This is a genomic window from Patescibacteria group bacterium, from assembly GCA_034520665.1.
GTDB lineage: Bacteria > Patescibacteriota > Patescibacteriia > JAXHNJ01 > JAXHNJ01 > JAXHNJ01.
Genome location: JAXHNJ010000001.1, coordinates 249,870 through 275,745 on the forward strand (window position 1 = coordinate 249,870; position 25,876 = coordinate 275,745).

The 25,876-nt window shown below is 31.3% G+C and carries 26 protein-coding genes; 25 read left to right on the forward strand and 1 reads right to left on the reverse strand.

What is annotated here, in order from left to right; genetic code table 11:
- Nucleotides 1-22 precede the first annotated feature (22 nt).
- From asnB to U5L76_01405, 21 genes are all read left to right on the forward strand, one after another.
- Nucleotides 23-2,296, forward strand: coding sequence for an asparagine synthase (glutamine-hydrolyzing) (gene asnB / locus U5L76_01305; GenBank protein MDZ7798235.1), 2,274 nt, complete (start codon nt 23-25; stop codon nt 2,294-2,296).
- Between the two features lie 198 nt (nt 2,297-2,494).
- A complete protein-coding gene (locus U5L76_01310) occupies nt 2,495-3,130 on the forward strand; it encodes a hypothetical protein (GenBank protein MDZ7798236.1) in 636 nt (211 codons plus the stop codon).
- Nucleotides 3,117-4,415, forward strand: coding sequence for a nucleotidyl transferase AbiEii/AbiGii toxin family protein (locus tag U5L76_01315; protein ID MDZ7798237.1), 1,299 nt, complete (start codon nt 3,117-3,119; stop codon nt 4,413-4,415). Before U5L76_01310 ends, U5L76_01315 begins: the two co-directional genes overlap by 14 nt.
- 39 nt (nt 4,416-4,454) lie before the next feature.
- Nucleotides 4,455-4,583 carry a hypothetical protein gene (locus U5L76_01320; GenBank protein MDZ7798238.1) on the forward strand — a complete coding sequence of 43 codons (129 nt, stop codon included), beginning with the start codon at nt 4,455-4,457 and terminating at the stop codon, nt 4,581-4,583.
- A 17-nt stretch (nt 4,584-4,600) separates the two neighbouring features.
- Complete coding sequence (locus U5L76_01325) at nt 4,601-4,777, forward strand: hypothetical protein (GenBank protein ID MDZ7798239.1); 177 nt, start codon at nt 4,601-4,603, stop codon at nt 4,775-4,777.
- A gap of 436 nt (nt 4,778-5,213) precedes the next feature.
- Complete coding sequence (locus U5L76_01330; GenBank protein ID MDZ7798240.1) at nt 5,214-5,660, forward strand: NUDIX domain-containing protein; 447 nt, start codon at nt 5,214-5,216, stop codon at nt 5,658-5,660.
- A gap of 276 nt (nt 5,661-5,936) precedes the next feature.
- Complete coding sequence (locus U5L76_01335) at nt 5,937-6,932, forward strand: hypothetical protein (GenBank protein MDZ7798241.1); 996 nt, start codon at nt 5,937-5,939, stop codon at nt 6,930-6,932.
- Between the two features lie 4 nt (nt 6,933-6,936).
- The gene (locus tag U5L76_01340) at nt 6,937-8,460 is read left to right on the forward strand and encodes a PEP-utilizing enzyme (protein MDZ7798242.1); all 1,524 of its coding nucleotides are present in this window, start codon (nt 6,937-6,939) and stop codon (nt 8,458-8,460) included.
- Between the two features lie 319 nt (nt 8,461-8,779).
- Complete coding sequence (locus U5L76_01345; protein MDZ7798243.1) at nt 8,780-9,148, forward strand: hypothetical protein; 369 nt, start codon at nt 8,780-8,782, stop codon at nt 9,146-9,148.
- A gap of 234 nt (nt 9,149-9,382) precedes the next feature.
- Nucleotides 9,383-9,847: an NUDIX domain-containing protein gene (locus tag U5L76_01350; protein ID MDZ7798244.1), complete on the forward strand. Its 465-nt coding sequence runs from the start codon at nt 9,383-9,385 to the stop codon at nt 9,845-9,847.
- Nucleotides 9,848-10,087: 240 nt separating this feature from the next.
- Nucleotides 10,088-10,705 carry an alpha/beta hydrolase gene (locus U5L76_01355; GenBank protein ID MDZ7798245.1) on the forward strand — a complete coding sequence of 206 codons (618 nt, stop codon included), beginning with the start codon at nt 10,088-10,090 and terminating at the stop codon, nt 10,703-10,705.
- Between the two features lie 53 nt (nt 10,706-10,758).
- A complete protein-coding gene (locus tag U5L76_01360; protein MDZ7798246.1) occupies nt 10,759-11,307 on the forward strand; it encodes a hypothetical protein in 549 nt (182 codons plus the stop codon).
- 891 nt (nt 11,308-12,198) lie between these two features.
- Nucleotides 12,199-12,675: a GNAT family N-acetyltransferase gene (locus tag U5L76_01365; GenBank protein ID MDZ7798247.1), complete on the forward strand. Its 477-nt coding sequence runs from the start codon at nt 12,199-12,201 to the stop codon at nt 12,673-12,675.
- Between the two features lie 155 nt (nt 12,676-12,830).
- Nucleotides 12,831-13,661 (forward strand): class I SAM-dependent methyltransferase, encoded by an 831-nt coding sequence (locus U5L76_01370; GenBank protein ID MDZ7798248.1) that lies wholly within the window; start codon nt 12,831-12,833, stop codon nt 13,659-13,661.
- 182 nt (nt 13,662-13,843) lie between these two features.
- Nucleotides 13,844-14,317, forward strand: coding sequence for a GNAT family N-acetyltransferase (locus U5L76_01375; protein ID MDZ7798249.1), 474 nt, complete (start codon nt 13,844-13,846; stop codon nt 14,315-14,317).
- A 385-nt stretch (nt 14,318-14,702) separates the two neighbouring features.
- Nucleotides 14,703-15,179: an HD domain-containing protein gene (locus U5L76_01380; protein ID MDZ7798250.1), complete on the forward strand. Its 477-nt coding sequence runs from the start codon at nt 14,703-14,705 to the stop codon at nt 15,177-15,179.
- A gap of 238 nt (nt 15,180-15,417) precedes the next feature.
- Nucleotides 15,418-16,077 (forward strand): TVP38/TMEM64 family protein, encoded by a 660-nt coding sequence (locus U5L76_01385; GenBank protein ID MDZ7798251.1) that lies wholly within the window; start codon nt 15,418-15,420, stop codon nt 16,075-16,077.
- A gap of 727 nt (nt 16,078-16,804) precedes the next feature.
- Complete coding sequence (locus tag U5L76_01390) at nt 16,805-17,020, forward strand: hypothetical protein (GenBank protein MDZ7798252.1); 216 nt, start codon at nt 16,805-16,807, stop codon at nt 17,018-17,020.
- 182 nt (nt 17,021-17,202) lie between these two features.
- Complete coding sequence (locus U5L76_01395; GenBank protein MDZ7798253.1) at nt 17,203-17,676, forward strand: GNAT family N-acetyltransferase; 474 nt, start codon at nt 17,203-17,205, stop codon at nt 17,674-17,676.
- Nucleotides 17,677-18,121: 445 nt separating this feature from the next.
- Nucleotides 18,122-18,682: a 2'-5' RNA ligase family protein gene (locus U5L76_01400; protein MDZ7798254.1), complete on the forward strand. Its 561-nt coding sequence runs from the start codon at nt 18,122-18,124 to the stop codon at nt 18,680-18,682.
- A gap of 184 nt (nt 18,683-18,866) precedes the next feature.
- On the forward strand, nt 18,867-19,541 hold the full coding sequence (locus U5L76_01405; protein MDZ7798255.1) for a class I SAM-dependent methyltransferase: 675 nt from the start codon (nt 18,867-18,869) through the stop codon (nt 19,539-19,541).
- 384 nt (nt 19,542-19,925) lie between these two features.
- Here U5L76_01405 and U5L76_01410 read toward each other — a convergent pair whose 3' ends face one another.
- Complete coding sequence (locus tag U5L76_01410) at nt 19,926-20,300, reverse strand: hypothetical protein (GenBank protein MDZ7798256.1); 375 nt, start codon at nt 20,298-20,300, stop codon at nt 19,926-19,928.
- Between the two features lie 316 nt (nt 20,301-20,616).
- Here U5L76_01410 and U5L76_01415 point away from each other — a divergent pair, with 316 nt between their 5' ends.
- The 4 genes from U5L76_01415 (at nt 20,617) to U5L76_01430 (ending at nt 25,808) form a co-directional block, all read left to right on the forward strand.
- Nucleotides 20,617-20,916, forward strand: coding sequence for a hypothetical protein (locus U5L76_01415; protein ID MDZ7798257.1), 300 nt, complete (start codon nt 20,617-20,619; stop codon nt 20,914-20,916).
- A 382-nt stretch (nt 20,917-21,298) separates the two neighbouring features.
- On the forward strand, nt 21,299-24,046 hold the full coding sequence (locus tag U5L76_01420) for an N-6 DNA methylase (protein MDZ7798258.1): 2,748 nt from the start codon (nt 21,299-21,301) through the stop codon (nt 24,044-24,046).
- A gap of 288 nt (nt 24,047-24,334) precedes the next feature.
- Complete coding sequence (locus U5L76_01425) at nt 24,335-24,967, forward strand: MBL fold metallo-hydrolase (protein ID MDZ7798259.1); 633 nt, start codon at nt 24,335-24,337, stop codon at nt 24,965-24,967.
- A gap of 112 nt (nt 24,968-25,079) precedes the next feature.
- The gene (locus tag U5L76_01430; GenBank protein ID MDZ7798260.1) at nt 25,080-25,808 is read left to right on the forward strand and encodes a ZIP family metal transporter; all 729 of its coding nucleotides are present in this window, start codon (nt 25,080-25,082) and stop codon (nt 25,806-25,808) included.
- The last annotated feature ends 68 nt before the right edge of the window (nt 25,809-25,876 follow it).

Sequence of the window (25,876 nt, forward strand, 5' to 3'; positions counted from 1 at the left end):
ACCAAATTTTTAACTTATTAATATGTGCGGAATAGGAGCAATTTATGGAAAGAACATAAAAGAAAAAGAGTTTTCCATAAAGCGAAGTCTACAATTAATAGAACATCGAGGATATAGTTTATATGAAACTAAGATTTTAGATAATTGTGTTCTCGGCTGTAACAGATTAGAAATTGTGGATAGACCAAAAGCCATACAACCTCAGACAAATGAAGATGAATCTGTTTTTGTTGTATTCAATGGAGAGATTTTCAATTATAAAGAATTAATGAAAGAACTTTCTGATAAAGGGCACAAATTCAAAACAAATTCAGACACAGAAGTTTTAGTTCATCTTTGGGAAGAATATGGCGAGGAAATGGTTAAAAAATTAGATTCTGAAATGTTTGCCTTTTTTATTTATGATAAAAACAAAAATTCTTTTTTTGTAGCAAGAGACCCTTACGGAATAAAACCCTTGTATTATGCTCTTGATAATTTAGGAAATTATCATTTTGCCTCTGAAATTAAGCAACTATCTCAATTTAAAGAAATTGATGAGATTTCTTTTTTTCCACAAGGAAATTTTATGTTAAACGGCAAATTAAAACAATATCATAAAATTCCAAAGGTAACTGAAAAACTGAAAGCTCCTTTACAAGAAATAATTGAAAATGTAAGAATCTTATTTGATGAAGCAGTCAAAAAAAGAGTTGATACAGATTTGCCTGTTGGAGTCTTTTTTAGCGGAGGAATAGATAGTTCAGCTGTATTAGCGACAGCAGTAAAATATCATAAAGATGTTACTGCAATAATTGTTGGTCATCCTCACGCCCCAGATGTTTTAATTGCAAAAAAATACTGCGAAGAAAACAAGATAAAATATATTTATTTTAATCCTCCAACGGAAAAAGAACTTTTTAAAATCATTCCCGAAATTGTTTACATAACTGAAAGTTTTGAGCCTAATATGATTAGGCAGTCGGCAGTTTCTTACTATATTTCTAAAATCGCAAAAGAAAATGCATTCAAGGTTATTTTATGCGGAGAAGGTCCAGATGAAATTTTTGCCGGTTATCCTGAATTTAGAAACTGCAAAACTGAAAAAGAAATCTCAAATAAAATAAACGACTTTATTCTAAATCTTCCAAGAACACAATTTCAGAGAGTAGATAGAACCTCAATGAATTTTACTCTTGAAGTTAGAGTCCCATTTTTTGATACAAAATTTGCAGATTATTCAATTAAAATTCCGAGTAAATACAAAATAAAATCTAAGAGAAAAGAAAAAATTACAAAATGGATTTTAAGGGAAGCAATGAAAGACAGATTACCTGATTACATTGTAAATAGACCCAAAGTCGTTTTAAGCGAGGGAGCTGGATTTAAAGGAAATCAGTTAATCGGAGGGTTATTCTACGATATTGTTAAAAATAATATTACTGAAGAAGAATTTAAGAGGATAAAAAAAGATTATACCGATTGGAACATCACTAATAAAGAAGTTGCTCATTATTTCAAAATTTATGCAAAACATTTATTCACGAAGGCAATATTCAATAAAAAAAGACCCTTAGTAAACGCAATAGATTCTATAAAAAATGAAAAATCAGAATTTTTAACTGAAAAAATTCTGGACACAATTCATTCAAAGGGATTTTTCAAAGATTCCCCTTACAAAGAAGATGAACTAAAAAAAGTTATTCTTGACTCTGTAAGAAACAGCAAAGAAATTAAGATAGTTGGGTATTGGGGAATTGAAAAAGAAAAACTAGATAAATCCGAAGAAACAGCTTTCAATTTTCTAAAGGATTTAGAAAAAAAAATTAAGAAATCTTACAAAAAAGTAAAAATAACCTTAATTTTGACTGATATCCATGGAGAATTAAATTCAATTGACAGCAAAATAATAAACAGCTATTTTTCAAAGGTTATTTCTCTATCCAAAAAATACAAATTTCAAACTATATTTCTAAGTGACCTCTGGAAAAGAAACAATTTGGATTTAACAAAAGTAAAAAGTGAATTAGAAAAAAAGCCAAAAATCTGGTGGCAAAAATTTTCAACAAAAAATCAATTATTAGAGTCTTCTAAAAAACACCATAAAGGAAAAGATATTGAAATCGGGGCAAAAATGTATGCTCTTGCTTCAAAGTATGATTCTGAGTTTGTAGAAAAAGAATTTAATGATTCTATATTTTTCACTTATAATTCTAAATCTTGGCAAAATACCTTGCCTGACATGCCTACAATTTATTTATATGGATTAGGAAAAAATAAGAGTATAAAACCTTGGCATTTGAAATATTCTTTTTAGAAAAAAACAAAAAAAGTGCACGTCTTTCTAATATCTAGCTCTCCATATAAAAAAATAGCTAACAAGATATTAAAAGAATTAAAAGATGATGGAAATGGATGACGATTTTCAGGATTTTTTGAGAAAAGGGGAGTGAGGTAATTTATTTTTTTATATCTTGACAGGTTATTTCAGTTATGATACAATTATGTCATATATATGAAATACAAGTCAAAAACTAATTTGCTTGAAGAGTTAAAATCTTTACCTTATTTTACTAAAGAACGTATTTATCAATTAGGTAAAAACGATAAGATTTATAATTTAAAAAATAGCACTTTAGATACCTATATAAGCCGATATTTAAAAAATAGAGAAATTATTGCCTTAAAAAGAGGTATGTATATATCTAATAATTTTTACCATAAAAATAGTGATGATCTTTCTTATATATACTTTTTAGCAAATATTATCAGAAAACCTTCATACATTAGTTCGTGGACGGCTCTAGAGTATTATGGTTTATCTACAGAAGTAATAAATAGTACTATTTCAGTAACAACAAAGGTAACTAGAAATTATGAAACTAAAATTGGAAATTTTACCTATAAATCTATAAAAAATGATTTATTTACCAATTTTTCCTTAATAAATAAAAAATTTAATTTTTATATTGCCCCACCCTCAAAAGCACTTTTTGACATGCTATATTTTAAAACACGTCAATATAAAGACGTAAAATATCATGATATAGATCTATTGATTAAAGAGTTACGTGTTGATATTAAGTCAATGGATAAAAAAGAGGTAAAAAAATTTAATTTAATGATAAAAGATTACTATGATTATGGATAATCAAATTATTTTATTAATTAAAAAAAAGCTACGAGAAATACCTGTTACTAGTGGACCGGTAGCTTTAATAAAAAGAAATTCCGCTAAGGAGCAATTACAATATTATGTTTTAAACTTTATTTATAATAATTCTAAATATAATAAGTGGATTATGTATGGTGGATCAGCTCTTCGTATTTGTCACAAATTAAATAGAATGTCAGTAGACTTAGATTTTGAAGTTAATCATAAAATTACTAATAAATTTTTAGGTGATTTTGAAAGTAAGATAGTTTCTTATTTTAAAAATGATTATAATGTTGATTCAGGAATACTTACTACTAGTATTAATAATAAAAGAGGTATTACATTAAAGTTTAAAATTGGAGATAAGATTGGATTGAATTTTGCTTCAAAGATTGTAAAAGTTAAGATTGACTTGAATTATTTTAAAGTTCCTGAAACTGTCGTGGTAGAAAATCATCCTATTAATGAAGATCAATTTTCTTTTATTATCAGAACATACAACATGTCTGCCTTAATGTCCAGTAAAATAGCGGCTATTTTTTTACGTGGTAAACGTGGAGTGGGAAAAGAAATTTATAAAGAAAAAGGCAGGGACATTTATGATTTATTGTGGTATATGTCAAAAAAAACTATTCCCGATTTGGATTATTTAAATGCCAAGAAAATTAATTTTAATAATCCAAAAGATCTTTTTGATAAGTTAACTGTTAAGATATTAAATAATAAAAAAACAGATAAAAATCTTAAACAAGATTTACCGCCTCTTTTTTTAGATCAAGCATATATAAATAACTGGATTAATAATTGGCGAGATAGCTACTTATATTTATTAAAAGAATATAAATTTTCAAGTGTGAAAGATTTAAAAAAAATAGAAGTAATTCAAGATTTTTCTACGGGTATATATTCATTTGTATATTTTTATAACAGTAAGGAAAGTACTCTAATAAGAATAATATTTAATATTAGTGAATATTGGATTGATTTTAAAGAGGGAAATTTATCCATTGAAATTAGTAAAAATGTTAAAGACCATTTTGATTTTAAAACTAGAGTAATTACTAATCGCCCCTCATCTAAAAAGAAATTGATGCAATATGCTGAATTATTTCTTCGAAAAACTGAAAAATATTTCAAAAAGTCTAACAATATAATTATGAACAACACTATTTCTACTAAGGTTATTCGCATGACATCTGATAATTTAAAATTAGAAAAAGAAATTCTGTTAAATAAAGAGACTCTTATTAAATGTGAATTAGAAGACTTATTGCCGTAAAATCTTTAGAAATAGAAATTAATAATTTGTTAAAATAACATGAAAGCTTTAATCTTGCCTGGTAATAACAATACTTTAATCACCAACAATTGGTATCTTTTTGTTAAAGAAAAATTAGAAAAACTGGGTCTAGAAATCACAGCCAAAAATATGCCGGATCCGAAATAGCCCACCGAAAAATTTGGTTGCTCTTTATAAAAAAGAGACTTGAGGGAGACGAAAATTCCATTTTAATTGACCACTCCACTGGAGCGGTAGCCACTTTGCGTTATCTTGAAAAAAATAAATGCCGTTTGGTAATATTAGTATCTTGTTATTATACTGATCTTGATGATAAAATGAAAAAAAAGTGGTTATTTTGATGATCCTTGGTTATGGAAGAAAATAAAAAATAATGCTGGGAAAATAGTTATTTTTACCTCAAGGGATGACCCTTATATTCCTATTGACCAACCGCGTTTAATTAAAGAAAAAGTTGAGGCCGAGTATCGTGAATACAAAGATGAAAAACTTTTTGGTATGAATAGGAAAAAAGAATTTCCTGAAATTATAACGGTTGTTAAAAAAATGATAGAAAATCATAAAGAAAAATAAATGACTATTTTCAGGATTTTTTGAGAAAAGGGGAGTAGGAGAAGAGGTTTTTTTATTGGTAAAAAAAATGGTAAACTATAAACAGTTTCGGATTATATAATGGTTTAATAAAAATTCGCATAATAAACAAATTTGAGGTGATTATACGAAATTAATTCGTATAATAACGAGTTGTCAGAAATTTTTAAAAAATTATAAATTCTTATGAAATATACAATAACAGTCGGTGTTTTTGGGATAATTACAAACGAACAAGATAAGGTTTTGCTTTGTCATCGCAATGACTATGATTTATGGAATCTACCAGGTGGCGGACTTGAAAAAGGCGAAACTCCTTGGGAGTGTATTGTCCGTGAGTCTAAAGAAGAAACGGGTTTAGATGTGAAAGTTTCTCGTCTTATGGGTATTTACAGCAAACCTCATAAAGATGAAGTAGTTTTTATGTTCGTTTGTAATGTTATCGATGGTAAACTAACACTGAATGAAGAAGCGAGAGATTTAAGATATTTTGCTCTTAACGAAATCCCAAAAAACACCGTTCCAAAACAGGTCGAGAGATTAAAACATTATTTCGAGGATAAAGAGAAAATATATTTAAAAGAGCAAAGAGGAAAATCAGCTATTGATATGGTTAAAGAGGGGAATTTATAATTTTTTTAAAACTGCTCCGCTATCGCTCCGTTCGGCTCGTCTAACAGAAGTATATGCGGTTCGCTCGTTGCCCTTCGCTCTCCCAAATTTTTGCTTCGCAAAAACTTCTCTTAATCCCGATGTTATATGACATATTTTTCTAAAAATTTTTCTTTATTGATATAATTTAAGGTAGAAATTTTGATTTAATTTTATTTAAGAGGGAGATTCAATAAGGTGTTTTCATTTGCTCCGCTAACACTTAAAGCAAGTGAAAACGAGTCAATAAATTTTATGATGAACACACCAGAAAATTTTTCCAAACCACCACAACAAGAGCTGCTTCCTAATATAGAGGCTGAAAAAAAACCTCATTATATTATTATGATAACCAGACATGCTGAACGCCTGCCATCTGGTGAATTAAGCCCCGAGGGTATTGCCCATGCAAAAGTTAAGGGCGAGAAGTTAAAAGATGTTGAAGTGCTAAAATCATACGCGAGCGACCATCCGAGCGCGAGGACATATGAAACAGCGGAAAATATCGGCAGTGAAGCGGATATTAAATCGCCATTGACTGGTGAACGCTATAAGACAAAAAAAGTTAAAGGTATCCAATATGATGTTCTTGACCCGGTAATTTTGAAAGATGCTAAACTGTCGATTGATGAAAATACTTTAAAAGAAATTGACAGAGATCACCCTGAATTGACACAATCAATAAATTTAGCGTTAGCAGAAGGCGCGCCAACTAAAATTAATTCACAAGGGGAAACAATGGTGGATATTGAAAAATTACCAAAAAATATTCAGCAACAAATCGCGCCAATCAGACAAAAAAACCAAAAACTTGCCTTTGAAAAAATACTTAATAATCCCGAAGCTGTACAAAGCATGATGGCCGGTTTATCGCATCAAATTTTTGAAAAAGAATTAATATTAGATAGATACGCAAGAGTCAGAAAGAAAAAAGAGCAACCACCCAAAAAAGATGTGGTTATAAATATTAACACCCATGGATTATTTATTGAGTCTCTACTGAAAAATACGGGGATATTCGTCAAACCAAACGGCGAGGATGTTTCTGGTATTGACAATATGGACAGCGATGAACTTGGGGACTACATCCAGCCAGCTGAATCAATCTATTTGGATATCGGTACCGATCCGCATAATATTCCTGAACGTATACCTGTAATTTTTGAAAGCGAGCGAGACGTCAAGGGTAAGGTTTATATAGATAGCGCAAAATTAGAGCAGTATAGTAAACATTATAAAGCAGAAGTAAAATAATATCATGACTAAAATTTTAAAAAGCGATCAAATTATCAATGGCATGATAAATACCAAATGGTATTTTTTGACAAAGCGACCAGATATACCACCTTTGCCTGTTTGGTATAAAATGAAATATAGCGCTTTAAGAAAAGAGAATAAAAAAATTTACGGTACTGGCATCCCGTGGGCTTGCTTTTGGTATAACAATAATACTGAGTTGTATTTGCATGGGGATGAGTATAAAACCGCAATCCAAAATGCCACGAAAATATTATATTCGAAACAAAAATTAAACAAGCATTTATTAATGCTAAAACAATCCTGCCACGATGCTAAAAAGGCGGCGGCTATTTTTAACAGGTGCCACTGGGAAAGTTATGATAATGTTAAAATTTACAATCTGTACAAAACAGTTGTTGATAAATATGTTTTATTGTATATTTACGGCTTTATAACTTGGTGTACGCTGGTATTGCAAAATGACGCATATAAAATTGTTACCGATCATAAAAAAGAATTAGAGAATATTACTCTTACTCCGGATCAAGCGCTTGGCATCCTAATTGTTCCCGATGATACTACTATATATCAAGAAAAGGAGGAAAAATTAGCTAAATTATCAAAAAAATATAGGCGCACGGTAGCCGGATATAAGAGTGAAAAATATTTATCAGATAATCACCATCAACTAAACAAAGAAATAAAAAAATTTATCAAACAGTACTGCTGGGTTGGCTTTAATTATGTCGGTCCGGCGCTGGATTATAAAACTGTAGTAAAAGAGTTATTACAAGCACACGATAATACCAAACAAAAAACACCAACTAAAAAAGAAATTCACAAAATTTGTAAATTTAACGAAAGAGAAAAGCACATTTTTTACGCCCTTGAAATGATTTCTTATACCAAAGATTTAAGAAATACGACTGATGATTATATCCATTATTGTTTCAGCATTTTTTACGATGAAATCTCAAAACGAACCGGACTAACAAAAACAGACATTCAATTTTTATGGGATAATGAACTGGAAAAATTATTAAAGAGTGATAACAATATTAGTCGGCCATATATTCAAAAGAAAAGGAAATTTTGCGCGGCCTTTGCTTTACTAAAATCCTTAAAGATGAAAGAATATTATATCGGCCACGAAGCCAGCAAGAAAAGGGAATTCGTCTTTAAAAATAGTAATCAAATATTAGAAAAAATATCGCAAAATATTATTAAAGGTACAATAGCGTCGACTGGTGTGGTGACCGGAAAAGTAAAAATTATTAATAATATTAAAGAGGTTAAGAAGGTTAAGAAAGGCGATATTTTAGTTACAGGTATGACCAGCCCTAAATATATGTCCGCGATTTACAATTCAAACGCAATTATCACTGATGACGGAGGATTGACTTGTCACGCGGCAATTATCGCAAGAGAACTTAAAAAACCATGCATTATTGGAACCAAAACCGCTACCCGAGTATTAAAGGACGGTGATTTAGTCGAAGTTGATGCTAATAATGGAATAGTTAAAATTATCCAACGAAAATAATAAGGTGTCTTGGCTCAAAAAATTCATCCCTAATTCCTTTTTATTTTTCAAAACGAAAAAAATAAATTTTCTTTTGAAGATAAAAAATCTCTCTGCAAATGAATAATAAGGATAAAAAAATGACTTCTCCATTTCACTCCGTTTCGCTCCGCAAAACATCAGATATAGGCAAACCTTGTGCCAGGCCTCATTTCTTGCCAAGAGGATTTTTTTCTTAAATTGAACATAATAAGATATTATATTAAAATGAATATAAGATCTAATAGAGTAAACCTAGATTTTCAAAATATTATATTATAATAATTAATCAGATAAAATTATGAACATTGAACAAAATCCAGAAAGAATTCAGAAAAAAATGGAGGAAGCAAACGAGGGTGAGAAAAACGAGAGCGAAACCCAAGCTCTTTCGCCTGTTTTAAAGGAAATTAAAGACATGCCTTTAAATTTTAGTGATGAAGAATTCAGAGAAGCGGCTCTTGAGGGCAAAAATGACACAGAAACTTCCCAAGAAGCTTTTGTAAGAACAGTTAAATCTCTTATTGAAGGTAAAGAACCGACAGCTAATACTTGGGGCAGTATGCTTAGAATTTTAGACAGGCCGGCTATGAAAGAGCATCCAAAGCTAGATTTATTTAGAAATGCTATCCATGAATTAGCTGAAAAATACGGAAAGAAGCTAAATTAGAAAAGAAAATATAAATTAATCTGGATGACGATTTTCAGGATTTTTTGAGAAAAGGGGAGTAGGAGAAGAGGTTTTTTTATTGGTAAAAAAAATGGTAAACTATAAACAGTATCGGATTAATATAATGGTTTAATAAAACTTCGTATAATAAACAAATTTGAGGTGATTATACGAAATCAATTCGTATAATTACGAGTTATCGGAAATAATTTTTTATAACTTAAACCAACTATTATGAATAATCAACAAGATTTGACAATTTTATTAGAAGAGACTTTTCTCAACATTAGAGTTGCAATATTATTAGAAACACCTAGCGGATTTGTTTTTGAGAAATCAAAAGACGGATATATATTTTTATTGGGCGGAAGAGTTAAATTAAATGAAACAACCCAAGAGGCAGCCTCAAGAGAAATGTTTGAAGAATTAAAATTGGAAAATATAGACATTGAGATGATTTCGGTTATCGAGAATTTTTTTTCAACAGCTGATAATAAAAATATCCACGAAATTAACTTTGTTTATAAAGCAACTCTTCCGCAGTCCATTGATTTAAGTATTTTTACATCGGACAATGGCAATAACGGTTATTGTTATATTAAAATGGATAAATTTGACAAGCATGATATCAGACCAAAGATTATTAAGGAATTTCTCAAAAACAAAAAATCATTTGTACATCTAATAACCCGCGAATAAAAATTACATCCGATAACAAAGGATATGAGGTTCAAGAAATTCGGCACAAAATATTACCCAAAGGATGCCAAATTTCTTTCTCTCAAATTTACAAAAATTCAAAATTAATATTCAAAGGTATTTTTGTAAACATCGCATATCCAGAAACGTTATAATAAATTTTGAAATAAGCCAAAAAGCCAATGAAGCAAAAAGCCCCATTCGATAAATTAATAAACTTTAATTATTTTTATAAATAATATGGAAAAGAAAATTCAGATATTTATTATTCATGGTGGAATGACTTTCAAAAACAAGACAGACTATTTGCATTATTTAAAAACCAGAAAAATTTTAATTGAGAAAAAAATCCGTTGGACTGATGAATTTTTAAAAAAGAATTTAGATAATAATTTTGAAATTATCAAACCACGTATGCCTTTGCAAGATAATGCCAAATATGAAGAATGGAAAATTCATTTTGAAAGACATATTCCTTGTTTGAAGAATAACATTATATTAATCGGTTCATGCTTAGGAGGAATTTTTCTCGCAAAATACCTGTCTGAAAATAAATTTCCTAAGAAAATTCTTTCAATTTACTTAATAGCGACTCCCTTTGATGGTTCAAACAGAAAATATATCTCAGGAAAGTTTAATTTAAAATCGGACTTGTCTTTATTGGAGAAAAATTCCAAAAATCTATATCTAATGTTTTCTAAAGACGATGATGTTGTTCCAGTTTCTCATGCTGAAAAATTCAGAAAAAAACTAAAAAATGCAAATATAGTAATTTACGAAAGTAAAAATGGCCATTTCAATGTATCTGAATTTCCTGAAATAATAAAAATGATTAAAACAGATGTTAAAAAGAAGTAGGTCTTCTTGCTGTTTCTCTATGACGGCTTATTTCAAAACTCTGAAATTTTTCTTTGGAACGTTGCACTAAATTTCAGCCCTTCGGGGAATATAACAAGGATTTAGAAGTTTCGTTCGGTTTCACCTCACTACAACCAAATTTTGCTTCCTCTATTGGTAAAAATAAGGAAGTCGGCAAAACTTCTCATACACGCGAACGTTGGCTGACATTCATTTTTATCAATATGCAAACACGTGAAGAAACAAAATCTTTTCTCGAAAAAAAATATCCAGAAATTATGAATTCTACTGGTAAAAATTGGGATGTAAAAGATGATAAACTAAAAGAGCGGGTATTAGAAAGGTTGACTGATTATTTTCACCCGATAATTGTCAAAAACTTAAAGTCCATTGAAAATACTTTAGGAAGAGTGAATCAGCGTCGCGAGAATTTTACATTCTTATTTATAGGCGCACTTTTAGGTGTCGTAGGTGGCTTAGTTGCAAATATATTGCATGATTTACTAATAAGATTTTCACTAAAATATTATATTATTATCGCTTCAATTATTTTTTTAGCGGTACTTTTGTCTAGTCTTTTATATATTAACTATAAAAAATAACATGTCTATACAAAATAACAAAATATTGAATGAATTTCTGGAATATATTAAAAAAAAGTGAACGGCAGCTAACAGCGTGTATGAGGTTCAAGAAAAAGTGCGTTAATAATTTGAAAGAAAACGCTACGAGGGACGCTGCGCTTTCGCTCCACTCCGCTTCGCTCCGCAAAACATCAGATATAGGCAAACCTTGCGCCAGGCCTCATTTCTTACCAAGAGGATTTTCAGGATTTTTTGAGAAAAGGGGAGTAGGAGAAAAGGTTTTTTTATGGGTAAAAAAAATGGTAAACTATAAACAGTGTCGGATTATATAATGGTTTAATAAAACTTCGTATAATAAACAAATTTGAGGTGATTATACGAAATCAATTCGTATAATAACTAGTTGTACGAAATTGTTCTAATTTTCTAGTGGTACCTATAGATTTTGATGTGTCAGTAAACAGATACCTGTCAATAGGGTATTTAGCAAAAAAAGAAAGTGCGGAGTTGAAACATTCGTTGTGGGCATTACAAAGTCCCGAAAACCTAAAAAAACATCATAAAGTTTTTGAGGAGAAATTTGAGTACTTCCGAAAAGTAGGACATAAGGCAAATGTTAACGCGGTGAAAGAGTGGTGGGATCAAAAACTTAAGGAATTAAAAAATTAGAACAACATCGCACAACACCAAATATCTGGCTTGAAAATTTTTCAGTTATTAGAAAAAACAAGGAGTGAAAAATTTCCGCGCCTAAATTTCGCACTTTTCCGTTTAGTGGTAATTTAGAGTATAATTAATTTAACAATATAATCAGAATATCAAAGTTTTTAGCACATAAACCAAAGCGCGAAACTTCAGATATTCGGATACGTTATACGCAATTCAGAATTTTATTTTCAAACAATCACAATGATAAAAATAATATATGCAACAATTGAAGATTATGATGACTTTCTTGATGTATTCAAGGAGATTGAAGAATATCATAGAGTAAATGCTTCTTGGAAATTTCAAAAACCTAAACCTGAATTATTTCCAAGAGATTATTTTCATAAAGTAATTGAAGATGAAAATGGTATATTTTTTTTAGCCAAGGATAATACTAAAATTGTTGGTTATTTAACAGCTTTTGAAGAAAAATCTCCTGATAGGTCCATGTTAAAACTGAGAAAATATATACAGATAGATGATTTATCTGTAAGAAGCGATTATAGAAAAAAAGGTATCGGTACTTTACTAATGGATAAACTTGAAGAATTGGCTAAAAAAAATAAAATCTATGAAGTGGAGCTTAATGTATGGTGTTTTAACAAAGGTGCAATAAAGTTTTATGAAAATAAAGGATATGAATCATTTACTCAGAAAATGAGGAAAGTTTTAAAATAAAATTTTGAACTTCTCGCTATCGCTCCGTTCGGCTCGCTTAACAGAAGTATATGCGGTTTGCTCGTTGCCCTTTGCTTTCCCAAATTCTTCACCACGTTTGAAATTTACCTTAAGCCCGATATTAGATCTAATTTACAAAACAATTTTTAAATTATATGGAAAAAAATCTAGAACAATCACAATCTACTAAAAAAATGGAAAAGCCGGAAGATTGGCTGCCAGGGGGGACTGAGCAAGAACAATATCTCAAAGAACATAAGGAATGGCGGGGTTTAGAAAAACGATTAGGGCAACCGAGGATATTAAATAATGTTTATTTCCCGGAAATTTTAGCTTGGATTCAAGAAGAATTTAAAGATAATCCTGATGCTTTTTCTTATTTCGAGGCAGGCTGTGGCCACGGAAATGATTTTCGAACCATAAGAAAAGAGCTTAAGGCTAGAGGCCGCTATCTCGGCGTTGATATGAGTAAGGCAGAAATCATTCACGGGATGAAATTTTATAAAGACGCGGAGGAAGCAAGAAAATTATTTGCTCAAGGTGATCTTCGTAATTTAAGACATGTTAATATTTGGGATAGGGGAAAAAGAGATTTTTCTCAACCTGTGGAAATTAAAGATGGCGAATTTGATCTTATCTATATGGAGGCGGTGTTACACGGACTTGGTTATAGTAAAAAAACCTTTCAAGAGAAAAAGGAATCAGCCCAACAGATGCTTAATGAATTATATCGTATTTGTAAAGCTGGAGGAAAATTTTTTGGACGAGCCTCCATATTTGGCTCCACCATTACAAAAGAAAAACAATTTGAACTTCTGCGCAAGACAAATAATTGGCGCTTCATTCCTGAAGCTGAAGAATTTAAAGAAATACTTAAAAAAGCAGGGTTTACAAATATTAAAGGGGCATTGACTCCACATGAAAAAGCAAAAGAGGATCCAAATAAAAAAGATATTCTGCGATTTTCTTTTTTAGCTGAAAAATAATTTTTTCAGATTAAAAAATGTATTTTGCAAACAGTACATAACAAGGTATATCTGGTTTCGCTTCTCCTAAGGTTGTCCCTTGATATAAATTTAATACTTCAGATATACGCGAACGTTAATTGCAATTTAGTTTAGGACTTTCTGACATAAAATTTATATAATACATAACCCATTTTTTTCTTATGAAGTTTAGAAAATTTAAGAAGAGTGATATTAGACAGATTGCAAAAATTAAGAATTCTGTTTTTAGTAGTTTCAATAAATCAGAATATTTTGAAAAAGGAACCGTTTCAAAATATTTAAATTACACCAATTCAAAAAAGTCAGACAAAGAACTCCTTGAAGCATTTAAGATAACTAAGGATTCTATTTTTTATGTTGCTGAAGAAAATGATAAAATTTTCGGATATATCAAAGGAAGAAAAAATAGAATCGGGAATTTGTTTGTTCTTGGTCAAAACCATAAAAAAGGGATTGGTAGAAAATTAGTTAATTTATTTGAAAAAGAAGCAGAAAAACAGAACTCTAAAGAAATTAAGATTCACTCTTCAATTTATGCAGTTCCTTTCTATCAAAAAAGGGGTTATAAGAAAACTACTGGAATTAGAAATCTTCATGGCTTGAAGATTCAACCAATGAAAAAAGTCCTAAACTAGACTTCTTCGAAATTTTTTCAGAATTCCTCGACCCCGCTGCGCTCTCGCCTATGGCTCGGGGTAATTAACAGGATTTTAACGGAAAAATACTCGGCTCGCATTTTCCCAAATCGCCTACGGCAAAACTTCTCTAAATCCTGAAGTTGTGCAAGACCCCATTTCTTGCCAAGAGGATTTTCAGGATTTTTTGAGAAAAGGGGAGTAGGGGAAGAGGTTTTTTATTGGTAAAAAAAATGGTAAACTATAGACAGTATCGGATTATATAATGGTTTAATAAAACTTCGTATAATAACGAGTTAAGTGAAATTGAGAATTTGTCCTATGAGATTTAAATGGGCACGATTTTTTCCGAAAACTTTATATCACTACATACTTTTATTAATTTATGATGGACATAATCAAAATAAGCGAAGATTTCGCAAAAAAAGAATATGCAAAGCATGATGAACTTCACCAATGGAATCATGTTGAAGATGTGATGAATGTGGCTTTGAAATTATCCGAGTTTCATCCAGAAGCAAATTTAGAAATTTTAAAACTTGCTGTTATCTTTCATGATATTAGTTATGAACAATATGAAACTCATGTTGAAGAGTCCATGAAAGTAGCAGAAAAATTTCTAAAAGAGCAGGATTATCCGGAAGATAGAATCAAGAAAGTTTTGCAAGTGATGATTTCTCATTCTGGCCCTCACAGAAGAAAACTCGGTGAAGCAAAAATGATTGAGGGAAAAATCATTTATGATTCTGATAAATTCCATCTTGCAAAAACTAGAGAGGGATTTGAAAAATATTTTGATAGATTTTATCTGGATGAAACTCGTGATATGATTAAAAAAACGTGCCCTGAATTCTTTAAATAAATGTAAACTTGACGGACAAATTCTCAACTTGCTCACTATCGTTCGCACCACGCTGCGCTCTCACTTCGTTCGACCCTCATTTAACAAGGGATAAAAGGAAAATTGCTCGGCTCGCAATTTTCCCAAATTTTCTCCACTACGTTCTGAAAACTTCTTTTATCCCTGATGTTATATGAAATAAATTTTGGCGCGCTAGAAAAAAACCTTAATAAACAAATTCCCCCTAAGTATTATTAACATGAAAAAATCTAAACTTCTCTGGTATATTTTAACAATAGTCCCAATCGCATTATTAATTCTTGGATATATTTTTCCCTCATCATTCTTTGGAAGTCAAGAGGCAATTAGAGATTTTGTTTCTCAATTTGGAATTTTTGCCCCTCTTGCCTTCATTGTGCTTCAAATCCTGCAAGTTGTAGTAACGCCCCTTAGTCATTATACTGTTTCAATAGCGGGCGGATTTATTTTTGGAACATGGCAAGGTTTTATTTATAATTGGATTGGTAGAGTAATTGGAACAGCAATCGCTTTTTATCTTGCTCGAATTTTTGGAAGAAAAATTATTAAGCATCTTGTTAAAAAAGAAACTATCCAAAAATACGATTATATATTTGAAAAAGGAAAACTCTTACTGTTCTTAGCATATTTCTTGCCATTGTTCCCAGATGATGAACTTTCATATCTTGCAGGACTTTCAGCAATTAGTCCAAGAATCTTTTTACCTTTAATGGCGATTGGGCATATTAGTGGAAGTTTAAGTTTAGCTTACATCGGCAACGGGATACAATCTTTCAAAGAGCCGATGTTTATAATACTCTCATTAATAACTTTAATTGGGGGAATTTGGTTTGCATGGCATTATCAAAAAGTTAAAAATAATGCTAATACCAAAGTGTAAGATGCGCGCCAAAATTTATTTCACAAAACGGGCGGGCAAGGAGTTAGAAGAACAAGCTAGAAAAAATCTTAAAAGAGAATTAGCAATGTTGTCGTAAAAATTTTTCTTAACATCAACTAATACTGTGTATCTGGTTCCACAAATGAGAAATAATTGATTATTTTTTACATTCTTGGTTGCCCTTTTACAATTTTATAAAAGAGAAAGGCCGAGTCCCGCAAATCTGCGAAACCCGGCCGAATGGATGGGGGCGGGGCTTTCAATACCAGCCCGCGTCTCCTGCTTCCTTAATTTGCTGCGCCTTGGTCTTTACTTCCTGAAGAGCCTTAAGCACCTTTGGGTCGTCCTTGTACTTCTCATCGAGTTGGTTGAGGAGATACAGGATTTCCCCTGCTGCCGTGGATGCTCCTACTCCGCTAATCATATTCATTGCGCACCTCCAATGTTCACGACATATTATCCTAGCAGATTATGCCCTGCCTGTCAAGCTAACAAATCTTTAAAAATTGTAAAAATCCCTAAAGTTAGGGTATAATAATAAAGAATTTCTCATTTGTTCCACCTAAATTCTCATTTCGTATTGTGCTGGCGCTCTGCGCAATTTTATCACCTACATACACTCGTGACTTCGCATACGCATGTCTGTTAGATGAAATAATAAAAAAATTCTTAACTATTGATAAATAATAAAATTTAACAATAATATTAACACTAGCAATACAAACTTATGAAAAATTTTGAAAAAAACATTGGCCAAGGAGAAAGTTTATTAGAATTAGCCGCAAAAAAACTTAATTTAGATCCAAAAAACACCTCGTTAAATGAAGTAGAGGCAGTTATGCTTGGATTGCCAAAAGAAAGTTCCGTTTATGAGGTTGAAAAAGCAAAAGAGGATCCAAATAAAAAAGATATTCTGCGATTTTCTTTTTTAGCTGAAAAATAATTTTTTCAGATTAAAAAATGTATTTTGCAAACAGTACATAACAAGGTATATCTGGTTTCGCTTCTCCTAAGGTTGTCCCTTGATATAAATTTAATACTTCAGATATACGCGAACGTTAATTGCAATTTAGTTTAGGACTTTCTGACATAAAATTTATATAATACATAACCCATTTTTTTCTTATGAAGTTTAGAAAATTTAAGAAGAGTGATATTAGACAGATTGCAAAAATTAAGAATTCTGTTTTTAGTAGTTTCAATAAATCAGAATATTTTGAAAAAGGAACCGTTTCAAAATATTTAAATTACACCAATCCAAAAAAGTCAGACAAAGAACTCCTTGAAGCATTTAAGATAACTAAGGATTCTATTTTTTATGTTGCTGAAGAAAATGATAAAATTTTCGGATATATCAAAGGAAGAAAAAATAGAATCGGGAATTTGTTTGTTCTTGGTCAAAACCATAAAAAAGGGATTGGTAGAAAATTAGTTGATTTATTTGAAAAAGAAGCAGAAAAACAGAACTCTAAAGAAATTAAGATTAACTCTTCAATTTATGCAGTTCCTTTCTATCAAAAAAGGGGTTATAAGAAAACTACTGGAATTAGAAATCTTCATGGCTTGAAGATTCAACCAATGAAAAAAGTCCTAAACTAAACTTCTTCGAAATTTTTTCAGAATTCCTCGACCCCGCTGCCTGCCCGCCATAGTCTACGGCATCAGGCCTTGGCTCGCCCGCCTGAGTTGCTCAGGCAAGTCGGGCGGCAGGCGGGCGCTCTCGCCTATGGCTCGGGGTAATTAACAGGATTTTAACGGAAAAATACTCGGCTCGCATTTTCCCAAATCGCCTACGGCAAAACTTCTCTAAATCCTGAAGTTGTGCCAAACCCCATTTTTTGCCAAGAGGATTTTCAGGATTTTTTGAAACAAGGGAAGTAGGAGAAGAGGTTTTTTTATTGGTAAAAAAAATGGTAAACTATAGACAGTGTTGGATTAATATAATGGTTTAATAAAAATTCGCATAATAAACAAATTTGAGGTGATTATACGAAATCAATTCGTATAATAACGAGTTATCGGAAATAAAAATAGTAAAATTTTTATGGGTAATAAAAAAATCTTCACAATCAGCTCTGATTTTGAATTAATTAAAAAACCAAAATGGTTAGATGGCTTTCGTATTAAGCACGATAAACCTTTTCCATATCACGTAACTTTAAAAACATGTACATACTTTGATATTGATAATTTTAAAAATTTAAAAAAAGACTTAAGTGGTATTGTTAAAAAATATAGCGAGATCAAGGTTATATTTAACAAACTTTTTATAAGTCGCTCTTCAAAGGGCGAATGTATTATGATAAAAGCAGATAATAATAAAAAGCTAAATGAACTCCAGAAGGAAATTGTGAAAAAGTTTTCAAAATATGGGAATTATATAGCGAAAAAATACGAAAAATTCGAGAAAAGTTTTATTCCCCATATTACTATCGCGCGACATCTTTCATCAGAACAATTGATAATTGCAAAAAAGGATTTAGGGAAAAAACTATTTTGTGAAGCTGTAGTCAAAGGGCTTTCTTTAATGATAGTGGAAAATAATACTGATGAAGAATGGTTAAACCACAACAATAAAAGTTATTACAAGTTACAGAACAAATAGAATTTTACTATTTTTACCTTCCGATAACAGCGTGTATGCGGTTCGGACTTTCCCTGAAAACCCTCTCCCATATTTTTGCTCCCGTTGGTCGCAAAAACATCGCATACGCTGGAACGTTAAGTGAAATTGCGGAGGGGCGCCTAATACGATACTTTTTATAAGTGAGTGAATTTACAATACTATTATGACAACAAAACTTCGCGAACCAGATGAAGAAAATTATGTCTTTACCGAGGGTATTGATTATTCAAAAACAGAAAAAAAATTTATCTGGGGAACTGGTGATAAAGACACTCTGGAGCTTCTGAATGATATTAAAATTCGAGGCAAGTGGCTAAACCTTGCCGCTGGTGATGGACGTTACAATTTGAATTTGTTGGAAAAAGTTAATTCAGTTGTTGCTTCAGATATTGATGAAGGTGCGCTTGGCAAATTGAAACAAAACACACCTAACGAACTAAGAGAAAAACTACAAACAGAAATTTTTGATATAACTAAACCATTTCCATTTGAAGATGAATCATTTGACGGTGTGTTTTGCACTGGGACATTACATCTTTTTCCAACTGAAATTTTGCAGCAAATTATTTTAGAGATTGATAGAATTCTAAAATCCAATGGCAAACTGATTATAGACTTTGCAACTGACATCAAACGTATTCTGCCAGATGGCAAACTTTATATCAGAAAATCTGAACCTCAATACACTGCCGAAGAAGCCGCAAAATTTCTCAGAGAATTATTGCACAATTATCAAATTCAAATTGTAGAATCAGAAGTTCCAGAGGAAGAAATTAAGACGCGAGGTTTTGTTTATAGATTTAGTTGTAAATTCATTTTACTAACAGCAGATAAATAATGACGGCGACCCCCACAACTCTCGCCAGCCCTTCGGGACGTTGCACTAAATTTTTGCCCTTCGGGACATATAACAAGGGATATGAGGTTACGAAGTTTTGCAGACTTCTTTACTCAAATTCGCCTACGGCGAACTTCTCATAAGCCCGATGTTAAATGAAATTTTGCCTTGAAATGTGAAGTGAAAAATATTCGTGCTATTAAAAAAAGATAGTTCGTAATTTCAAAATTTATTTTATTTATCGGCAAAACTTCACTTAACACTGTGTATCTGGTTCCGTAAAAGAGAAAAATTAAATAATTCTCTATTTTTAAAAGCCTTTTTTCAATTTTTTTACAAAGAAAAAACCAGTTGTTAGGGACAACTGGAAAACCCTTATTTTGTTTAGAGGACTGCGTAGTACGGCATTCCGCCAGGCAGGGCTGACCACATGGCACGCGGCATAAGGCATTTGGCCTTGCCGATCGCGGTGCCGAGTTGAAAGAGCTGGTCCATGCGTTGGTGCAGATCTGTCCACTGATTGCCATGCTTGTCGTTACAGGCATTCAAAAAGGACGTGCCGCCACCACCGGACATCTTGAACTCGTCGGGTAATTCATCCAGTATTTCCTCAATCTCGGCCTTATGGCTTTCCAGTCTGTCGGTATGAAAACCAACATTCTGGGTTATACCCTCGGCTTTGACATAATTGTTGGTTTCCTCATCTTCTTTGAACAGACAGTCTATGAAGATTGCATTTACGCGTTCGGGATCAATCATCTTCGTTCCTCCTTTGTTAAGGTTATCAGCAAAATTACTGATTATTAAGTATGGCAGATTTCTTATTTCATGTCAAGCTTGGCGACCAAAAAATTGAAAAAAGGGCTTTAATAGCTTTAATATAAGGTAAATTATTATTTTTTCTCTTTTACTTCACCCAAATTGTTCGTTCCTCGCAAATTCTCATAATCCTAACGTTATGTGAAATAGCCAGAAATTTCTTAATTATTTTTTAAGATTTTTTTGGCAATTTATTTCACGTCGAACATAACTTGTGGTATAATTTAGTCAGTTTAATTAATTAACCAATAAAACTATGTCAGAAAAATTCGAAGGCAATTTGCCACCTCAAGAGCAAAAAGAAGGTTATTCAGCAGATTTCGTAGCCAAGGTAAAAGAAGTATTTCCAGATTGGGATCGCATGAATCAAGCGCTGGAATCTGGTAGTGAGTGGGTCGGTCGTTATCTTGATGATTCGCGCGGTTTTTCAATGAAGCCAGATGAAATTGTCCAAGCTCTTGAAGGCGGCGATCAAGAAAAAGTTCTTGAGGCGGCAAGGAAAGCCAAAAAGATTGATGAGCTTTATAAAGAATGGTCTGAATCACGGGAAAAATAAATTGCCAAAAAATAATAATAAGGAATAGAAATTTCTGTCAACATCACATAACAGCGTGTATCTGGTTCGGCAAATTTGACACAATTAGATTCAAAAGGAATGTCAAATCTACCTCTCCCAAATTTCGCAAAAAAATACTATTTTTAAAGGAATTTTTGCGAAACTTCAGATACACGCAAACGTTATACGCAATTCAAAAAATATTTTTTTTATAAGGAATTTTGACAGGCTTTTTAAAAAGGGGAATAAATTTGTTTTTTTATTAATTAGAAAGGGGTAAATGGTGTTTTCTCCGCTATCGCTCCGAAAACGATTTATTATTGGAAAAAGACAAAAAGTTTTATATACTTAAATTAGTTTTAACTTATTAAAGGATTAAAATATGAGTGAAGAATTACTACAAAGAGGACTAACTAAAAAAGGAATTACATTCATAGATTATGAATTTTTTCCGTTACACTCAACGACCTTAAAACAATATAAAAAGTTAAAAATAATTCCTAATAAAGATTATGATAAATATGAAATTAGAAAACCTGACGGGCTTTTAGTAGACAGAGGAAATAAATCAAAGCCGAAAGTTGTTACAGTTTTGGAATACAAAAAACCTTCTGAATTTCAAACAGATAAACAAAAAAGAGAAGCGATTGAACAATGCAATGATTTGTGTCAAGAGCTTGAAGCAAAAATAGGAATTATTACAGACGGAATTGTTACTTATTGGATAAATCCAAACCACGCAGATAAAAATAACAAATACAAAGATAGAACAACTGGGAAGAAGCGAAGTTTTTCTTATATCTTAAATGATGATAAGCAAAGATTACAAAAGAAGTTTTTCATTAAAGAGAACGATAAAAAAGATATTTCAAAATTGAATAATGAAACAAGAGAAACTTACAGATTAGTTAAAAGAATTTTAGAAGAAACAAATAATAAAAATTCTGTTTTGAAAGCAACAGAAAAAACAGACCCAACCCCTCTCGCGAGAAGTGTTTGGCAAAGTATTTACATAAGCACAAAAGATAATCCAACAGCTTGTCTTTATAATGTTGTTGAGATTTTTATCTTTAAGTTTCTGAGTGATTTAGGAGTTTTAAAAGGAGTTAATAGTTTTGATTATTTATTGAAACTTTACAAAACAGAAGATAGTAAAACAGTTTTAAAACACTATGCTAAAACTTGCAGAGAAGAAATAAGAAATTTATTTGAAGCGGGAGATGACGGGACAACAATAATTAATGGAACTATTTTTGTAAATAAAGACGGAAGCCCTGTTTTATCACAAGCGACTTTATTTAAAGACACTATTGAAAAATATGCAAAGTTTGGAGATTTAAAAAATATTGACAAGGGATTTAAAACAAAATTGTTCGAAACATTTTTGAAGCAGAGTAAGGACAAAAGTAAGTTAGGACAATTTTTTACACCGAGAAAAGTTGTTAAGGGAATTGTTGAAATGGCTGATGTGGATAAAGCGGAATTTATATGCGACCCATTTTGCGGTGTTGGTGGTTTTCTTTTAGAGCCATTTCAAATATCTCAAAATTTGAAAAATAAATTTATTCCAAAGAATAATGAAATAAATCCGCCTGTAAAACTTTTAGGATATGATACAGGAAGAGAAGATAACGACGAACAAAAGAGGACTATTATTTTAGCAAAGGCGAATATGCTTATTTATTTGTCTGATTTAGTCGAAAAAAATTCTACATTAAACGAGGAATTTTCAAAAATAATAAATAATACTTTCCACTTTTTATCGGATAGTAATCTTGGAACACTAAAAGAAACTGAAAGATTTGAAAGAAATGAGGATAAGCCTGATTTAATTATTACCAATCCTCCATATATCACAAGCGGAGTAACTACAATAAGAAAACAGATTGAGGAAGATGGTTTAACTGATTATTATAAAAATAGTGGAAAGGGAATGGAAGGTTTATGCTTAAAATGGATAATAAAAAATTTGAAAAGAAAAGGACAAGCATTTATTGTTTTGCCAGATAGTATTTTTAATGTTTTTGCCAATAAAGTTTTAAGAGATGAAATAAAAAAGAATTGTTATATTAATTGTATTATATCTTTACCCGCAAAAACTTTCTTTAATACTCCAAAGAAAACTTATGTTTTAGGAATTACAAAAAAAGATTGTGATGAAGATGAATGTGAAAATCTTAAACAGGATTTTCCTGTATTCACTTATTTAGTTTCTAATATCGGGGAAACATTAGATATTAACCGATTCGAAATTCCTGAAAATGATTTGGATAATGCGAAGAATTTGTTTAATCAATTTAAAGGAAGTCCAAATAATTTTCAAACAGATGACTCACGATGTAAATTACAACCTATTGAAAAATTTGAAAATGAGAAATATTGGATAATTGATAAATGGTGGAGTAAAAAAGAAAAAATAGAAATTGAAATTGAAGAAGAAGATGAAAGTTTAACTATTGATGAATTTAAAGATCAAATTGAAAAAACAAAGGAAAAATTAGGAGAATTAGAATGGGTGGCAGATAAAACAAAAGAGAGAAAATATAAAACCAAAATGATGTATGTAACGGATGATAAGATAAATAAAAATAGGAAAGAAGAAGGAATTTTTGAAGCAGAAAAAGGAAATGCAAAATACACAAAAAAATATATGCACGACCATAAAGGTGAGTTTCCTGTTTATTCTTCTCAAACTTCTAATTTAGGCGAGATAGGAAGCATAGACACCTATGATTATGAAGAAGAATGTTTTACTTGGACAACCGATGGAACTTATGTTGGAACTGTTTTTTATAGAAATGGTAAGTTTTCAATAACCACTCATTGCGGAATTTTAAGAGTTAAACCAGAATACAAAGATAAAGTTGATTTTGAATATTTGAATTTTATCTTAAATCAAACACTCCCTAATTATAAATTAGGTGAAGGTTCTAATAAAAGATTAGGGACTGAAAGAATGAAGGAAATTCAAATAGAAATCCCAATAAACAAAAACGGAGAATTTGACTTAGATAAACAAAAAGAAATTGCTGAAAAGTATAAGAAAATAGAAGAAATCAAGGAAAAACTTAAAGACAATTATGAAAAGATGATAAATTCAAAAGTTCAGATTATTGAAGCAGAAGAATAAACTTTTGAATAAGGAGTTTTGAAAAATGGAATTCACCCCTAACCCCCGCCCGCCTCGCTACGCGAAGCGTTGCGGGCAGGCCTCTGCCCAAAATTCAAAACGGGAAAAATCAAATTTATAAGAATTAAAGAAAGTCTATCATGAAGAATAAGAACGAAAAATATTTTTTGAACTCACTCCGCTTTGCTCCGCAAAACATCAAATATAGGCAAACCTTGTGCCAGACCTCATTTCTTGTCAAGAGGATTTCCAGGACTTTTTAAGAAAATGAAATTAATTTATTAAAATATGATCCTAAAAATATTATACAATAATAGGGCTAAAGAAGGTTTTAAAGAAGGTTGGGGATTTTCTTGCTTGATTGAATCTATTAAGGAAAATAAGAAAATCTTGTTTGACACTGGGGCTGACTTTGAAACTCTTAGTTTTAACGCTCAAAAACTAGGGGTAAATTTTAAAAATATTGACAAGGTAGTTATTTCCCATGACCATGATGACCACACCGGCGGCTTGGCAGGAGTTTTAAAGGAAAATAATAAGGTAAAAGTTATCTGGCCGAAAAATGAAAATAGTTTTAGAATTATTAGCGGTATTTTTTCAACCGGCTCTTTGAAAGCAGCCATAGACTTAAAAGAGCAGTCTTTGTTTTTGGCAACAAAGAAAGGTTTAGTCATTATAGTCGGTTGTTCTCATCCCGGAGTGGATAAAATTCTTCAAAGAGTAAAAGAGGTTAGGTCTTTAAAAAATAATAAAAAGATTTACGCTATTATTGGTGGTTTTCACGGCTTTAATAAATTAGATGAATTAGAAGGAATTGAAGTTATTGGCGCTTGCCATTGTACGTCACATAAACAAGAAATTAAGAAGAAATTTCCTGATCAGTTTAAAAAAATAAGAGCCGGTGATATAATAAAATTATAAAAATAAATAATATATTTATGCCCGGCCAGTGGCTCAAGATTTGCCTTTTAAGAAAATGGAAAGAAAAGGGCCAGCTTTATAAAAATATTTTACCCAATGGAGAAAAAATAAAATGCCTCAATTAAGTACCTTTACCTGGATAGCTATATTTGCCATTGGCTCAGCCGTGGTCAATGCTTTAGGTATTTACGCTATCTATAAAAATAAAAGATGGGCTGAGAAAACTAAGGCTTATTTAATGTGTTTTGCCGCCGGAGTTTTGATTTCTGTGCCTTTAATGCTGGCCTTTCCCGAGGCTGTGAATAAGAATTTCTACGCTGGCTTTGCCGCTTTGGCTGGTTTTTTGTTTATGTTTTTTAGCAATAAAGTAATTAAGGACCGGACCAAGCAGAAAACTTTGGCTTTTGGCATCACAGCCGCTGAAGGCATTGGTATTCACTCTTTTGTTGACGGGGTTATTTATACGGTCACTTTTTCGGTCAGTATTTTAGTCGGTTTTGTCTCAGGCTTGGGCTTGGTTATTCATGAATTTGCTGAAGGGGTAATTATTTTTTCCGTGCTTATAAAAGGGGGAGTGGCTAAAAAAAAGGCTGCTTTTTATGCTTTGTTAATATCGGCGCTAACTACCCCCTTAGGGGCCTTTGTTGCTTATCCTATTGTTAGTCGGTTAAATGACTCAATTTTAGGCCTTACTTTAGGCTTTATGGTCGGGGTTTTAATTTATATATCGGCGGCTCATCTTTTGCCAGAAGCCAGAGAGCATGAGAAAGTACACTCTTTTTGGGCCTTTTTAGTTGGTGTGGTTTTGGCTTTGTTTATTGTTTTTACAAAAATGGTTTAAAATTTAATAAAAAGCATTTGATTTAAAGGGCCAAATGACCTAATATAAGTCTATTAGAGTTTTTAGAA